The following is a 15,043-nucleotide window of genomic DNA, read 5'->3' on the forward strand; positions in this document are numbered from 1 at the left end:
TACACCCACCTGTAAAATTTACAAGGCCCCTATCATTGGGCCTTAAAAGGAGTATGATGCCCCTAAATCTTTAACCAAGGAGACCCAATGAAGTCATTCATCGCTATCGTAAGTTTATTCGCCTTAATCACAGCTCAAGCTGCAACAGTTTCAGCTAAAGCTCTACTAGGAATCGAATCTAGAATTGAAATGCAAAGAGAAGCACTAAAAGAAAAACTTAATAACTTCGAGACAGACGATATTACTGAAGGAAAAATTGTAGCTGCAATCGTTTACTCAGTTGAAGAAAAACTTGCTAGAGCTGAAGAAGGTTTAAACTCAATCGCTTCTGAAGAGCAATTAACGGAAGAGAACGTAGATGCTATTAATAAGATTCTTGATGAATCAGAGAGATTAATCGAAGAAATCTAGTTAGTAACCAAATTGATAAGAATAGAAGGCCCTATCCCTAGTAGGGCCTTTTTTTTGCCAGACTTTGGAGATAGAGTCTTTAGAAATACTAAGCTTCAAAAAGCGCTTAGATAATAATCCAAGCTTCTCTATTCCAATCATTGAGAAGCTTATCAAGTCTGCTTAATTTTCATTATTATCTAATCTTCGTCAGCCTTTTACGAAAATGCCCTATCCCTTTAGGGCATTCTTGTTTTCTCCTCTGACAAAACCACTCAGCTACTCATTAAACCAATTAAGTATTTTTAAAGATTTTATATCTAACTTACGATAAACAGAGAGTTTCTTAACTAAGAGGTTTTGTTTGTTCAATCGTCTTTCTATGAAGTGGAGGGTTTTCCTTCCGATTATTATTCTGGTCGCTGTTGCTTTCACAGCTTTTAGCGTTCTTAACTTTCTCAACACTAAATCCACGCTCGAGAAAATGACTTATACGTCTTTGGAGCAGGAGTCGATTAAGACTTCAACTGATATCCTCACAGAGGTGAATAAGGCCTCTATCGAAGTCGATAACATGGCCAAGATGGTTCAGGCGTGGGTAGATCAAAAGAAACTTAATCGCGACGATTTCAGTGTTCATTTCAATTACTGGGTTAGTTCAAATAAATTTCTTAAAGGAGCTTGGGCAGACTGGGTTCCAGGAAAATTCGGTGATGATGAAGTAAAGAATGGCCGCTTCACATTATTTTGGGCACGCGATGATAAAGGAGTGCCTGTTCTCCAAGACCCATATAAATGGGAAGACGTCATGAATGAACCTTACTTCGCGAGACCTCAAGAAGTGAAGGACTTAATCATGATTGACCCTTACCTCGATGATGTAAACGGGAAGAAACAACTTCTCACTTCAATTAGTATTCCGATTTACGACAAGGGAGACTTCCTTGGTGTTGTCGGTTGTGATTTTGGAATCAGCTCCATTCAGGAAACATTTGAGAAGTCGCGCCCCTTTGAAAAAGGCCTTTCTCGCCTTATCACGAGCAGTGGAAAGATTGCCGCAGATATCGATTCAGGCAATTTGAATAAGCCGTGGCCAATCGAAAAAGAAGCGATCGAAATTCAAGAGAAGATGAAAAGGGGTGAACCTTTTTATATTCAGTCTTACGAGCCATTCTTAAAAGAAGAAGCCGTGAAGTATTTCCGCCCGGTAAAAATGGGGCGCTCTCCTGAACTTTGGTACTATGCGAGTGTAGTTCCGATGAGTGCCCTGAAAAAAGAATCAAACAATCTCTTCCTTTATCAAGTCGGTGGTGCGGTACTTGTAACGATCGTTATTGCTGCCCTTGTGTGGATGATGATTTCATCAATCAGTAAAAAGATTGAAGTGATCACTGAAAATGTTGCTTCCGGTGCAACTGAAGTGACGAAAGTATCGCAGGTCATCGCCGAAGCTCAAAAAGATTTAAATGCTGTCAGCCAGGAGCAAGCGGCTCTCTTGACTCAAACAACTGAATCCGTAAATCAAATTTCTGTCTCAATTACTGAGAACTCAAATAAGGCCAATGAATCAAATCAACTTCTGACAGAATGTCATGAAAAGGGAGAGCGCGGTTCGGCCATTGTGTCTGAGATGGTTGATTCCATCGTGCAGATCAAAGACAGCAACATATCGATGCTAAAGAAAATGGAAGAGAACTTTGAAGAGATCAACAGCATCATTCAGGTTATCAACGTCATTCAAGATAAAACCAACGTAATTAACGATATCGTTTTCCAGACAAAACTTCTGGCCTTTAACGCCTCTGTAGAAGCGGCGAGAGCAGGAGAGCTTGGAAAAGGGTTTTCGGTTGTTGCTGAAGAGGTTGGGAACCTTGCTAATATGTCAGGAAAGGCCTCAAAAGAAATCACAGACATTATCCTTGATGGTTCGAATCAAATTAACCGCATTATTGCCCAGACGAAAACATCGAATGAAAAAATGTCAGCGGATAACATGATTATTGTAGAGAAAGGAACTGTGGCCGCACAGAGGTGTGGAGAGGTTCTTTCAGAAATTATTTCTGGCGTGCAATTGGCCTCGACTAAGGCGACTGAGATTAAAGAAGGAACGAATGCTCAGGATCGTGAGGCGAAAGAGATTAATCAGGCCATGAAGATTCTGGAAGAGGCTTCTGAGAAGAATATGAATGTGTCTGGGAGAATTTCGCAGACGGTGGTAGTGCTTGGGGAGCAGTCAAGTGGGTTGAATGAGCAGGTGGATGAGTTGAATAGGATTGTGAGGGGGGGCTATTTATAACTTTTCCAAGGGGGAGACTTATCCCTGACCCCTTTAAGAAAAATAAATTCATGAAAATGTTCTTTGGGATGGCCAGAAGTAATATATAAATTAGAAAACCCTTTTTCGAATAATTCTAGGGCCAAGAGTTCACCTTTTTTATTATTTCCAAGATGTGAATCTATATAGAAAGTGGTTTTTATTGGTGATAATGTAGTAATTATTTCGAATAGTTGCTCTGGATTTGAAATTGTAATTAATTCTTGACCATTCTTTTTAGCGGAAGACTCCCACGTAAGCCTAACTAGTTCATCATCATCAAGTAAAATAGTTAAATCGTTGTCAGGTTCTAGCATCGGTAGAGAAATTAAAATTTGAGTCCCTTGATTTAACTTAGATGTAACACTGATCTCTCCATTCCAACTATTAATGCTCTCAAAGGCGTGAATAAGGCCAATACCATTGCCAAATTTTTTATTTGTAAATTCTTTTTTTCCTAAAATTGATAAAAATTTTGAAGGTATTCCTTTACCGTTATCTTCGATTTTGATCTGAATAAACCCTTTTTGAATAATAGTGAGACTGCAATGTATGTTGATTGGCGAGTTTGCAATTCGTGCCTCTATGGAATTATTGATGAGATTGGAAATAATTCGTTGCAACTCTGAATGATCTAATTCTGCCCAAAGTTGATAAGGAGGCAGGCTAAAATTTATATTTATATATGGTAGTGAAGAGTATTCAATTATTTTTTCATTAATAATATCTAGGACTGTTTCATTGATATTTTTTAGATGAAGCTTAGGAGGCTCTCGCGATATATGATTAGAGTCTTTTTTGCTTATGTTTAAGAGATTGTTCGCAATGTCGTTCATGCGTTGAATGGCGCTATTTAAAAGATTTTTGTCGTTCATGAGATCATCAGTGCTGCTAATAACAGTATTGATAGTTGCTAATGGAGATCGAATATCATGAAACATTTGTCTAGCAAGCTTATTAATTCTTACTTCATTTTGTCTTTTTTCTTCTTCTGATTTTTTTATTGAATAGATAATTGCAGCAATTAATACTGTTTGAAGAAAAATAAAAACAAAAAATAAATGTTCAATTTCTTGTGAAAGACGGGTTGTAAAAATAATCTGGATATCATTAGCTTGCGGGATTGTGATCATTTGCTTTTGTTGAAGGAGATTTGTTTTACAATTTCCCTTTTCCATTTTGAAAAAAGATTTCTTTGCGACATTTCCTTCTAAGCAAACCCAGTTAATTACAGTAGAGAGAGAGCTTAAGCGAGAAGAGATCTTAACGGTATCAGCAGAATAAAGTTCTTTATAGTTTTGATTTTTAAATTCTCTAATGAGTTGCTTAGAATTTGCATATAAATAATAGCGAAAAAGAGAGCTAACTATTAGTAATGACAGGGCTGCAAGAAAAAGCGGATTGAGAATAACGATAAATAATTTTTTCATGGGTACAAATCTTGAATTGATTAAAAATAAATTAATAGTATTTTATTCTAAAGTGAATAACAAGGGAGATGTATTGTGAAGAAAGCAATTTATTCTATTATTGTAATTATTTTGTCAGCTATTGGTGCCCAGGCAATGGCGGCAAAGTTTGATGCAAACGTTGAGAAAATTTCAATTGAATCAAGTGATGATACCGGTCAAACCAATGGACATGGAATAGGTGGAAATACTGGCGGTCCTTGTGTTACTCGTGAAAGATAATAAAATTAAAATAATTCTCTTGTTGATAACTGGGATGGCATTAGGACTAATGATGTATATGAATAACTTTGATGATAAACGTGAAGAGATCATATTTGGATCAACTAGCTTTCCTTTTTCCAGTGATCCAATAGATTTTGATTATTATATTCATCATTATTCTTTTTCTTCGGTATATGCACGCTTAATTTCTTCTGGCAAAAGAGGTGAATATTTCCCGATGATTTCTAGCGAATGGAGTCATTCTGCTGATTTCAAAATCTGGAAATTTAAGATTCGAAAAGATTTACAGTATTCTAATGGAGAAATTATTTTATCCAAAGATGTTCTTTTGAACCTTAAAAGAGTTGCGTTTTTAAATAAAAAAAATAAATCAGAATCTGGCTTAACTGAGTTTTTAATAGATATTGAACAAGAAAAAAAAATTATAGATGAATGGAATAGTCTTTATTTAGATGATGATTGGCTAATACTAAAATTCTCTAAGTCAATAAACAATTTACTAGAGATTATATCGTTTGGTTTTTATGGTATAGCTCACCCGTCGTTATTTTCACACGATACAGGTGAATGGAAAGATAAGAGTAAGGTGATTTCATCTGGGCCTTATGAGGTTGCGCAGTGGAATGAAAATAAATTTCAACTTATCTATAGGAAGGGAAGCCGTTTTGTTGATGATACAAAAAGAATTGCGCGAGTGACTTTTAGAAATTTTTTAAATGATCAAACAGCAGCGGATATAGAAAAGAACGATTTGTTAATCGCTGATAAAGAAAATTTAATGGTTAGCAAGAATTTCGATTTTATTGGACCAACTACAAATCTTAAAATAGCTTACGCGCAGTGTTCTTCTTGGAATAGAGCAGGGAGTCCTTTAAATGATATTGCGATCAGACGCTGGCTTAGGCATAAATTTTACAATGGAATTAAAAGTCTAAATTATCCACTCACATTTTCTTTTTTTCCTCAAACACTAAATAATGTTCAACCACTAAATGTAAGCGATGAAGCAAAGAAACCTGTACATAAAAAAATAGATTTAATAACTCATCCAATTTTAATTTCAGGAAAAATTAAAGAAAATATAGAAAAAAGAAGCATCGCTGACGTTTATTCTGTAGCTTTAAAATCTATGGGAGATGACAAGGATATTAATTTTGTTCAAAAGCTTGGAACCGATGAAGTATTAGATATAAATACAAAATCAACAGGGATTGAATATGACGATTATATCGATACAGTTAGATTTATGTTTCTTTCAAAAGATGGCATTCAATTGCCTGATGCTAGTGGAAAGATTTTAAAAGAATTAAAAAAAGAGAATCCAGACATTAATTTTATTAATCGTGAAATTTGGGAGCAATCCTTAATTTGGCCAATAAGACATTATACTTCAGGATTTTGGTTTAACAAAAGATCAAACATCAATTATGACGAAATTAATGTTGATTCTCCATCTGTTGACTTTCAATTTTTAAGTTGGAAGTAGTATGTTGAATTTAGCACCTTGGTACTATAGAAATTTATTAGGAAAAAATAATATCCTAGAATGTCCTGAATTTTTTGAGATCAATCTACTTAATGGTCAGCGTAACTATGAAGCGGTAGTTTCTTTAAAAGAAAATTTGCGGCCCAAGTGGGTTCCAATTTCAAAAATTTATCGGAATAGTGATGGATCGGGTACTTCAAAGTATAAAAACATTGCTGTTTACAAAAGCATATCTGAGGCACTTGAACGCTTAGCTTTTTATGAATTGGTAGATCAACAGAAAGCAGAATATTGTTTCGATTTAAACCCAACGACAACTGGCATGGCAGCATATCCTTCAATTTTTTCATCACAAGCTAGAATTCATGCCAAGCAAGAAGCTGTTGAAAGATGGGCAATACATCAATTCAACTTAAATCATCTCCCTCTTAAAAAATATGCATCTGAGATCGTGAACTTGACTCACTATGAAATTATTGTGCCTTTCAATGATGTCAAAGTTAGCTTGCTATCATTCATGTGCAATGATTTTTATGTATATGGATTTGCAGGAGGACAGAATCTAAAACAAAGTTTTGATAAGGCACTTATTGAACTAGATAGAAATATTCGAGTTCTGAAAAAGGCTTATTCGCTAGACCATAAAGAATCAGATTATAAATTGGCGACAGATAAAACGATATTGTTTTTTGCCAGTGAAGAAGGATATTTGCTATTTAAAGATAAAGTCATGCAAGCGCCCCGAAAGATATTTAACAAGGAACCAAAGGTTTTGTGTGATGTGGAATTAAAAGGAGAATGGTCAAAATATACAAGAGTATGGCGTTATCTACTTGAAGATTCGTATTTTAATTGTGCGTCTGATCGAAAATTTTTCATGTTTTAAAATTTTCAATATAATTGTTAAGAAATTTTGACTTTCACACTATAACCTAAATTCGACCTCCTTAACTGATCCACAAAACAAGCCTCAACCGCCATTACGTTTGAAAGCCCAGCTTTCTTCGCTACTTTACTCGCAAACTCTACACTCACAAACTGACGTCCTTTTTCAATGTCACACAATGTACCTTTTGCAATCCCTAAAAGATCTGCCATCTCTTGTTGTGTATGCCCTAAAGAATTTCTTGAAACTCTCATAAACATTCCAAAACCTAATGGACCTAATTCAGACTCTAGTTTTTTAGATAATAATTTAGTAGTCATGTTTATTAACCTCAATGATTGAAATAAGTGTTAGTGACTCATTTTCCTTTTCTTCATAAATTGCACGATAGGCTTTATTTAATCGTATAGATCTTTGCCCTGATCGTGCACCTTTGAGTGGCTCATCATGATATCCCTTAAGTTTTCTCGTTTCTTGTATTCCAACTTTTTCAATTGTTTTAACCCAAAGATAAAGTGCTTCTTTGATATGATGAGGAAGCTTTGTTAGTTGTTTTCCTGCAAACTTTGAATATGTGACTTTAATCACAGAGTATTCCTTTTTATTGTAAGGTATTTTGCCTTACCTGTAAAGAAGTGGGATATTCTCGTGTAGAGGCTTAATTTCAATAGGATAAAGGCTCCCGTAAGAGAGCCTTTTTGTAAAAAGAACTAAATTCGAACTTTTGTCAGGGCATAATCTTTCAAGATCTTTTTCTTATTAAAAACCAGCGTAAGCGTTACCGTTTTCGAAGCGGATTCGTTTTTCTCACCATCTAAAAAGCCCCCAACAACAGACAATGGGCCAGGGAGAAAAGCTAAGGCGCCTGCACCATATCCATTCGTTTCAGAGGCAGTATTATGCTTGCTGTAGACCCAGACATCTTGCTTCGTTTTGTCTTCAGTCGTAATATCTGGAGCCCCAAAGATTTTTAAGACTTCTGCTTGAGAGGTGATGCCTTCTTTTAGAGTTTCTTTTAGAGTCAAAGCGTCGAACGGGTTCTTTTCTTCTTTTTTGCTATTGCTCGCGCATGAGACTGTAATAAGAGCGATAGAGATCATTGTCATAAAAGTTTTCATTGGTCCTCCTGTGTTTAGACATGAGGTTTATTACGCTGATCAAAATTGTTTTGATATTTTCAGCAATTATCACAAGAAATTTTTTTCATTAATGAAGAGAGAGTCATTTTCTAACTTGAAAAAGGAGTAATTTATCTATAAAACTCCTCCAGAATAATTTAATTAATTCAGGAGCCTACCCAGTGCTACTAATCAAAAAAATCATCCTAGCAGTCGTTGCAGTTATCGCCCTATATTCCGCTGAAACAAACGCAGCCACAATCTCAGCTAACCAATGCACCCTAGGTCTGCTTCCATTCGGTTCGACAATGAATGAAGACACAAAAAAAGAAGAGATCATCAAGGCTTACGAGCAAAAAGGATATTTCGTTACAGTTCTTTCTCATCCATCAGAAGTTTCTTCTGTTGAATTCATCAGCGATGCTTCTGTTGAATGTACATCGACATATTTTGGAATTATGGCAAAGACATCTGTTCGTTTGGTTGAAACATCGACAAACAAAATCATCTCGACAACATCATCACCCGCAGTGATGGAATTATTTAACTGCAAGATCGATTTAGGATCAGCTATCAGCGCACTTCCTGATTGCAGAATTAAGTAATGAAACTTTCTCAGTATATTGAAGACCCGTCTTGGCTTGAAGTTCTAAAAGATGAATTTGAGGCGCCGTATTTTAAGGCGATGGAAGAGACGCTTCAGAAAGCTTATGCAGAAGAAACTGTTTACCCGCCAAAAAAAGAACTCTTCACAGCACTAAACCTGACTCCCTTTTCAAAAGTTAAAGTTGTCATTATTGGCCAGGACCCGTATCACGGACCAGGGCAAGCTCATGGGCTTAGTTTTTCGGTTAAGCCGGGGATTAAGGTTCCGCCCTCATTGGTGAATATCTACAAAGAACTTGTGAGTGATATGGACGTAAAAAAGCCCTCTAATGGCGACTTGGAGAAGTGGGCGAGGCAAGGTGTACTTCTTTTAAACAATCAGCTGACGGTCTTAGAGGGAAAGCCAATGTCTCACAAGGATATTGGGTGGAATGAGTTCACAGATAAGATTATTGAAGTGCTAAACGAAAAACGTGAGCATTTAGTTTTTGTTTTATGGGGATGTCCTGCTCAGAAGAAAGCGAAAGCTGTAAGCACTAAAAAACATCACATTATTAAATCGGTGCATCCGTCACCACTTTCTGCGCACAGAGGGTTTCTGGGGAGCAAGCCGTTTTCTCAAACGAATGCTTATCTTGAATCAAAAAGTATTAAGCCGATTGATTGGAAGCTGGACTAGGGAAACATCAAAATCTTGATGCAGAACCCGGCACAAATGCTCAACACCAATTTAAATGACCAACCAATGAGTTTTTCGAATGACATTTATTAACCCTCAAAGAGGCCTAAGTATCGAACGAAGGGCCAAAAACATTGAGGACTATTTTCAACAAATTCATAAGCTAGTGTAACGACAACACTGTAAAAAATTTGAACACCTCCGTAAAATTTTCACTTCTTTTAAGGCATTATTATTTTGGTGCTATGATTAGGGGGATTTATGTTTAAAAAGACATTATTTTAAATGATTTTAGGGTTAAGTTTTTCAGCGACATTACCAGCGCAGGATTTGGTTTCAAACCTTAAATTAGCCGTAGAAAAGTCTCAAGGCTCTAAATGTTAAATCAATCCATCTGAAGAAGATATCATCGCCATTTATTGCACTAATTCATCAAGCTACAGTGTTTTTAAATTAACGGTAGAAAACGATGTCGTCGCGGGTATTGGACAGTCGTGGCCTAAGTCAGGTGGTGAATCTGAGTGCTCAGTTGATGGTAAAGTTAAAGCGGATGGGAAAGCGAAGCTATCGATTCGTTGTAATGCTCTTTTTTAAAAACAGACTAAGAAAATAGCATCTCAAAATCTTTCATCGTCAATCGACCCGAGAACACTTGATCATCATCCGTAGAAAGAAGATCAGAGAAGAGTTGTTTCTTCTCTTCCTGAAGCTTTAAAACCTTCTCTTCAACCGAGTTCTTGATGATCGGACGATAAACCGTCAGCGTGTTTTTCTGCCCGATTCTGTGCGCTCTATCGATGGCCTGTGATTCAACAGCTGGGTTCCACCATGGGTCCATAATGAAGACATAGCTTGCCGCTGTTAAGTTAAGCCCCACACCCCCGGCCTTAAGTGAGATAAGGAAGATTGGAGTTTTTCCCGACTGGAACTGGTCAACTTGTTCCTGGCGTTTATTGATGCTTTGAGAACCGTCGATGCGCGAGAACTTCCAGTGTTTTTCTCTAAAGAAGTGCTGGATGATATCCAGGTAAGTCGTAAACTGAGAGAAGATGATGGCCTGTTGGCCTTCTTCTAAAATCGTTTCCAGTGTTTCTAGAAGGAAGTCGATCTTAGTTGAATCAATGTGCTTGTAGTTGTTATCTCCAGCGCGATTCTGCCATAAGCAGCTTTGTCTTAGTTGGAGTAGTCCGCGCAGGATTTCCCCGTATTTTGCGGAAGTCGTCGAGCTTTGAATGCGCGCGCGGATCGAAACGATGTTTTGCTGGTAGAACTTGTTTTCTTCCTCGTTCAATTCCAGGTAGACGTTGTTTTCGATTTTCGGTGGAAGATCGTGGAGAACCTGGGCCTTTGTGCGTCTTAAAATGAACGGGCTGGCCGTTCTTCTGGCGATCCCTCTGGTCTTTGTATTTGAAACAGCTCTAACGAATTGAAGATCTCCCCAAATACCAGGGATACTTAAATCGAGAATATTGTAGAACTCAGAAAGGTCGTTTTCCACAGGCGTACCTGTTAAACAGATTCTGAAATCAGCGTTGATCTTTCTTGCTGAGAAAGCACCAAGGGACCTGACGTTCTTTAAGTGCTGAACTTCATCCAGAACAAGAATGTCGAAGTTGATATTCGAGAAAACGGCTTCTGATTCTTTTTTCATCACCCCGTAAGAAGTCAGGATGATCTTTTTATCACTAGGGATTTCTCGCGAGCCTCCGTGATAGATGTGCATGCTCATCTTCGAGAATTTCTGGATTTCTTTTTCCCAGTTCAAGAGGATGGTCACTGGACACACGACAAGGACGCGGTCAATTTTATCGTAAATAGATTGTAGGAACGTAATTGTCTGCAGAGTCTTACCAAGACCCATATCATCAGCAAGACAGGCACCAAGCTTGTGCTCGTGCAGGAATCTTAGCCAATTGTATCCAACTTGCTGGTACGGACGTAACACGCCATCCAGCTCTTGTGGAAGAGGGTAGCTCGGCATTTCAGTTAGGTTAGAAAGTCTCTCGCAAAGAGCGATATCTTCTTCTGAAAGGGCCCCTTCAATTCCAAGTTTTCTAAGTTCGAATAATTCAAAAATTCTGGCGCGGTTAAACGGCAGGATGAATTTTTTAAACGACTGGCTTCCATCAATTTTTGTCTGAGTGTCAGTCGCTTCGTATTTTGTATACTTCTGCATGAAGCGGATCAGGTCTTTTTGTTCCTTCGTTAAAAGGATCAGACCTTTTTTGGTGATAACCATTCCGGCCTCAAGATCAGCTTCCTGAATAACAGCTAAGTCATCCTGGTCGATATTGAGTTCGAGGTCAAACCACTTCGTGCTCGAAGAACGGCGCTCGAATCTGATGCGCGAGTTCCATTTAGAAATCTCGTGGCGGTCGTAATAGATTTCAATGTTCAGAAGTGAGATCACGCGATGAAATTCTGATAATCCCTGGAAGACAACTCCAGGTTGAACATCATATTTCACTTTCTTTTCTTCACCGTCGAGGTGAGCGTATCTAAAGAACTGATCCCCAAAGTGCTCGATCATCGCCAGGAAAAGTTCGCGGATCGTTTGGTTTTCGTACAGGCAAACAAGGTGGTTTGTCTGGTCGTAAACAATAGTGTCGCGGTTTTTAGTGATCTCGCTGATTAAGCTTTGGGCCTTTACTTTCTTGTTGGCCGAGACAATAAATTTTTTATAGCTTTCGTTTCCGTTTACTAAGCTGTCTTTTACAGCAAGAACGAAATCGTAAGCTTCTTGTTTCTTTTTAAAGTGTCCTAAGATTCCGTGATTGAAAGTAAAGAACGACATGAACTCGTTTGGAGCGACAAGTAGTTCTGATTCATCAAAGAATTCTAAAGAGGCATGAAGCAGTCCTTTCTTTTCTGCCGGAGCTAAAGTTACACGGCATTTTGGTCTGCTCGTTCTAATTTCTTCCAGTGCTACGTTCTCGATAAAGATTTCTACTTGTGGGAAGAGGTCCAGCTCTTGAATGTTCGTCAGGATATCGTTGATCGTGTAGTTAAAAAGATTCAGTCTGATTCTTTGGATAAGAATCTTCAGGTCATTTGGTATGTGGAGAACTGTTCCATCTCTCCAATTGAAGATGTAAAGGTTTTCAAAAATCGAAACTTCAGAAATGGCCTTGTTACTTTCCGGAGAACGGTATTTAAAACGTACCTTTTCATCGTGGAAAAGGTGCAGTTGCAATTTCCCTCTGAATGTTTCAGGCATTGGGAAAGGAACGATTTTTTTATTGTGAAGAAGATACTGAAGTGAAGAGTAGGTAGGAGCTGCTGGGGCACCGATAAGCTGGTGAGGCCCACCGATAATAGTTCCGTACTCTGCGACGTTAACCCCGAAGCTTGAGTTGATAACAATTGGTGGAAGTCCACTCTCATTGTCATCAGCGCTTTCTTCGCCTTGCTCTTCTAAATACTGCTGAACTTGATAAGTGAGAAACAGTGCCACGACGTGCTGGCAGTGCGAGCCTTCTTTCCAGTGATGGCAATCACAGTTTGAAGAGAAAGGTCCCTCAGGCGTGTCTTCAAGACGTTTTTTATAGACGATCTTTGTTTCGTGAGCGCGGTCATCACGCACGATACCACTTACGATGTAGTACGTATCAGGTGAACCTTTTTTAAACGAAATAGAGACGCGTGAGAGTTTAAAAAATCTCAAGCCGTTTTGAATTAAAGCGGGCGTAAAAAAACGCTTACATTCTTCGTTAATTGTTTCAGGAATGTTCCAGGTGCGATCGTTCATGGGCCTTCTTTAGTAAGTAAATCAAAAGATAATTATACGCTATTTTTCGTCGATAGCGACTGTTAAATCAGAGGGAAATTCACATCAAAGGCCTTAAATTTCCTTGACAAAAAAAGAAAATTCAGTGTCAAAAAATAGGTAAAGTATTCTGCTCAGGTATGATGACCAATTTATAAATATAGACAGTGTGCAATCCGGCGTGAACTGCCCAATGCACAAGCAATTAAAGACAACGTTTGGCACGTTAAGCGTCCTATGAGTTGCTCCCTTTTATTTGCTGTCGAAGGGCCGTTTTATTGCTTTAATAAGTGTTCTTTCATACACTGCAGACGATGAAGTTTATAAGCCCTACACTTTCAAAACAATCAGAATTAGCGAAGGCACGTTATGTACTCCCTTTTACGTACTGCTTTGTTGCATTAGGGATATATTTTTTTCTCACTTACTATTTTAGATATGAGTCCAAGATTCTGGCGTTTAGTTGCCTGGCAGCTTCATTCGCAGTTATGTTTTTACCTTTTATTATGAAGACTTTTAAGTCTTATCTGTTAACAGCAAATTACATTATTCTCGTCTATTTTATCACGATCGAGATGCTCACCCTTTATACAGGTGGCATCAAGGCCAGCTCCATTTGGTGGATTGGTATTGTGCCTGTCTTGGCCGCCTTTTTACTGAATGCTTTCTACAGTATTATTTGGTTTATCATTATTGCTTTAAATATCGTTTTAATCAGCCAGCTTAAAAGACTGGATATGCTGCCGCTCAATGTGGTGCCGGCCCAGGGAATGGATCAATTCCTGGTAACTTCTACAGTGTTTGGAATCATCCTTATTACGGCCTTATGTATTCTGGCAGACATTCTAAGAGAGAAGACGACATCGGAAAAAGAAGAACTGCAAAATAAGTCATTCAGGCTCACGCAGCTGGCTTCCCTTGGTAACCTGGCCACCGGAGTTGCTCACGAAATCAACAATCCGTTATCTGTCATCAAAGGCTGTCAGTATAAGATCCGAAGAATGATTGAAGGTGAGAAGCCCATTGATAAGAAGGCCCTTGAAAGCTACATGGATAAAATCGAAAGAAATGTGAAACGCATCCAGGATGTGACATTTTCGATGAGAAGTATCTCCGATAAAAGCAATCGAAAAATCTCTCCTATTAATATGCAGGAGCTTTTGATGTCAGTTGCTGCCATGGCAAAGGATAGAGTTGGAAATCGTGATATTCAAATACACACTCACTTCAAACAAACCGAATTATATTTCTCCGGAATTTATAACGAAATTTTCAGGGCCATCTATATCATCGTTGAGAACTCTCTGGATGAGCTCATTGATCTCAACCGTGGAAATGGCCAGGTTGAAATCTCTTTAGATGACTATGGCCCAAACATGGTGATCTTTATCAGAGATAATGGGCGTGGGATTCCTGAGGAATTTACTAAAAATATTTTTGATCCATTCTTCACTACAAAAAGTATTGGTCAGGCGACAGGACTAGGACTCACATACTCAGCAAATATCATCACCTTTAATGGTGGGACATTGGAGTTTATCCCGACACCGGGAAAAGGTGCATGTTTTAAAGTTGTTCTTCCAAAACAAGCAATTTAATTCCATTGAAAAAGATACGGGTTCTAATAAAATCTAATTTAAATGAAGATTAGATTATCCAAACACTCGGAACGAGCTAAGGCCAAGTACATCATTCCTTATCAAGTATCAAGCAACAACGCTAGCGATCTCTTGTGCCCTGGCTTCAGCAACAGCTTGTTTTATTCCAGTTGTAAAAAAAATTCACTAAATCTCATTTGATCACGGTACTTTGTGTTCTTTCTGACTTGCTTAGAGAAAAGACTTCACTAGAAAAAGAAGAGCTACAAAAGAAATCATTCCTTCTTTCCCAATTTGCTTCACTTGGAAAACTTTCATTGGGTGTTGCCCACGAGATTAATAACCCACTAGCGGTTATCAGGTGTGGAGGATGGGATGACGACGTTTAAGGTGATGTTGCCTAGTGAGGTTCGAGAAGAGTAAAAAAAAGGGCCCTGAACGGGCCCTTTTTTATTTTTGATTACTGACTGCTTTCGCAGTGGCTAGCTCGAACTCTTGAAAAAGGC

14 protein-coding genes are annotated in these 15,043 nt (G+C 38.1%); 9 read left to right on the forward strand and 5 right to left on the reverse strand.

Annotated features, from left to right (window positions below):
• Positions 1-87: 87 nt before the first annotated feature.
• Complete coding sequence (locus tag ACN20O_RS09855) at positions 88-411, forward strand: hypothetical protein (RefSeq protein ID WP_491633788.1); 324 nt, start codon at positions 88-90, stop codon at positions 409-411.
• 343 nt (positions 412-754) lie between these two features.
• Positions 755-2,686 (forward strand): methyl-accepting chemotaxis protein, encoded by a 1,932-nt coding sequence (locus ACN20O_RS09860; protein WP_491633789.1) that lies wholly within the window; start codon positions 755-757, stop codon positions 2,684-2,686.
• On the opposite strand, the gene ACN20O_RS09865 is transcribed toward ACN20O_RS09860, so the two are convergent.
• Positions 2,677-4,134, reverse strand: coding sequence for a sensor histidine kinase (locus tag ACN20O_RS09865; RefSeq protein ID WP_491633790.1), 1,458 nt, complete (start codon positions 4,132-4,134; stop codon positions 2,677-2,679). The genes ACN20O_RS09860 and ACN20O_RS09865 overlap by 10 nt on opposite strands.
• A 75-nt stretch (positions 4,135-4,209) precedes the next feature.
• On the opposite strand from ACN20O_RS09865, the gene ACN20O_RS09870 reads away from it, so the two are divergent.
• The 3 genes from ACN20O_RS09870 to ACN20O_RS09880 are packed head-to-tail and all read left to right on the forward strand — an operon-like array spanning position 4,210 to position 6,770.
• Positions 4,210-4,395 (forward strand): hypothetical protein, encoded by a 186-nt coding sequence (locus ACN20O_RS09870; protein ID WP_491633791.1) that lies wholly within the window; start codon positions 4,210-4,212, stop codon positions 4,393-4,395.
• A 58-nt stretch (positions 4,396-4,453) separates the two neighbouring features.
• The gene (locus ACN20O_RS09875) at positions 4,454-5,884 is read left to right on the forward strand and encodes an ABC transporter substrate-binding protein (RefSeq protein ID WP_491633792.1); all 1,431 of its coding nucleotides are present in this window, start codon (positions 4,454-4,456) and stop codon (positions 5,882-5,884) included.
• 1 nt (position 5,885) lies between these two features.
• On the forward strand, positions 5,886-6,770 hold the full coding sequence (locus ACN20O_RS09880) for a hypothetical protein (RefSeq protein WP_491633793.1): 885 nt from the start codon (positions 5,886-5,888) through the stop codon (positions 6,768-6,770).
• A gap of 17 nt (positions 6,771-6,787) precedes the next feature.
• On the opposite strand, the gene ACN20O_RS09885 is transcribed toward ACN20O_RS09880, so the two are convergent.
• From ACN20O_RS09885 to ACN20O_RS09895, 3 genes are all read right to left on the reverse strand, one after another.
• On the reverse strand, positions 6,788-7,090 hold the full coding sequence (locus ACN20O_RS09885) for a helix-turn-helix transcriptional regulator (protein ID WP_491633794.1): 303 nt from the start codon (positions 7,088-7,090) through the stop codon (positions 6,788-6,790).
• The gene (locus tag ACN20O_RS09890) at positions 7,080-7,358 is read right to left on the reverse strand and encodes a type II toxin-antitoxin system RelE family toxin (RefSeq protein WP_491633795.1); all 279 of its coding nucleotides are present in this window, start codon (positions 7,356-7,358) and stop codon (positions 7,080-7,082) included. Before ACN20O_RS09890 ends, ACN20O_RS09885 begins: the two co-directional genes overlap by 11 nt.
• A gap of 122 nt (positions 7,359-7,480) precedes the next feature.
• Entirely contained in the window at positions 7,481-7,888 is a 408-nt protein-coding gene (locus ACN20O_RS09895) for a hypothetical protein (protein WP_491633796.1), read from the reverse strand.
• A gap of 182 nt (positions 7,889-8,070) precedes the next feature.
• Between ACN20O_RS09895 and ACN20O_RS09900 the strand changes: the two genes are divergently transcribed.
• Both ACN20O_RS09900 and ung read left to right on the forward strand, forming a co-directional pair.
• Positions 8,071-8,493 (forward strand): hypothetical protein, encoded by a 423-nt coding sequence (locus ACN20O_RS09900; protein WP_491633797.1) that lies wholly within the window; start codon positions 8,071-8,073, stop codon positions 8,491-8,493.
• Entirely contained in the window at positions 8,493-9,173 is a 681-nt protein-coding gene (ung, locus tag ACN20O_RS09905; RefSeq protein WP_491633798.1) for a uracil-DNA glycosylase, read from the forward strand. Before ACN20O_RS09900 ends, ung begins: the two co-directional genes overlap by 1 nt.
• 601 nt (positions 9,174-9,774) lie before the next feature.
• Here the strand turns inward: ung and ACN20O_RS09910 are convergent.
• Complete coding sequence (locus ACN20O_RS09910) at positions 9,775-12,921, reverse strand: DEAD/DEAH box helicase (RefSeq protein ID WP_491633799.1); 3,147 nt, start codon at positions 12,919-12,921, stop codon at positions 9,775-9,777.
• Between the two features lie 332 nt (positions 12,922-13,253).
• Between ACN20O_RS09910 and ACN20O_RS09915 the strand changes: the two genes are divergently transcribed.
• Together ACN20O_RS09915 and ACN20O_RS09920 are read left to right on the forward strand one after the other, a co-directional pair.
• The gene (locus ACN20O_RS09915; RefSeq protein WP_491633800.1) at positions 13,254-14,537 is read left to right on the forward strand and encodes a sensor histidine kinase; all 1,284 of its coding nucleotides are present in this window, start codon (positions 13,254-13,256) and stop codon (positions 14,535-14,537) included.
• Positions 14,538-14,734: 197 nt separating this feature from the next.
• Positions 14,735-14,926 carry a hypothetical protein gene (locus tag ACN20O_RS09920; RefSeq protein WP_491633801.1) on the forward strand — a complete coding sequence of 64 codons (192 nt, stop codon included), beginning with the start codon at positions 14,735-14,737 and terminating at the stop codon, positions 14,924-14,926.
• The last annotated feature ends 117 nt before the right edge of the window (positions 14,927-15,043 follow it).

The organism is Bacteriovorax sp. As-1 (assembly GCF_058446905.1).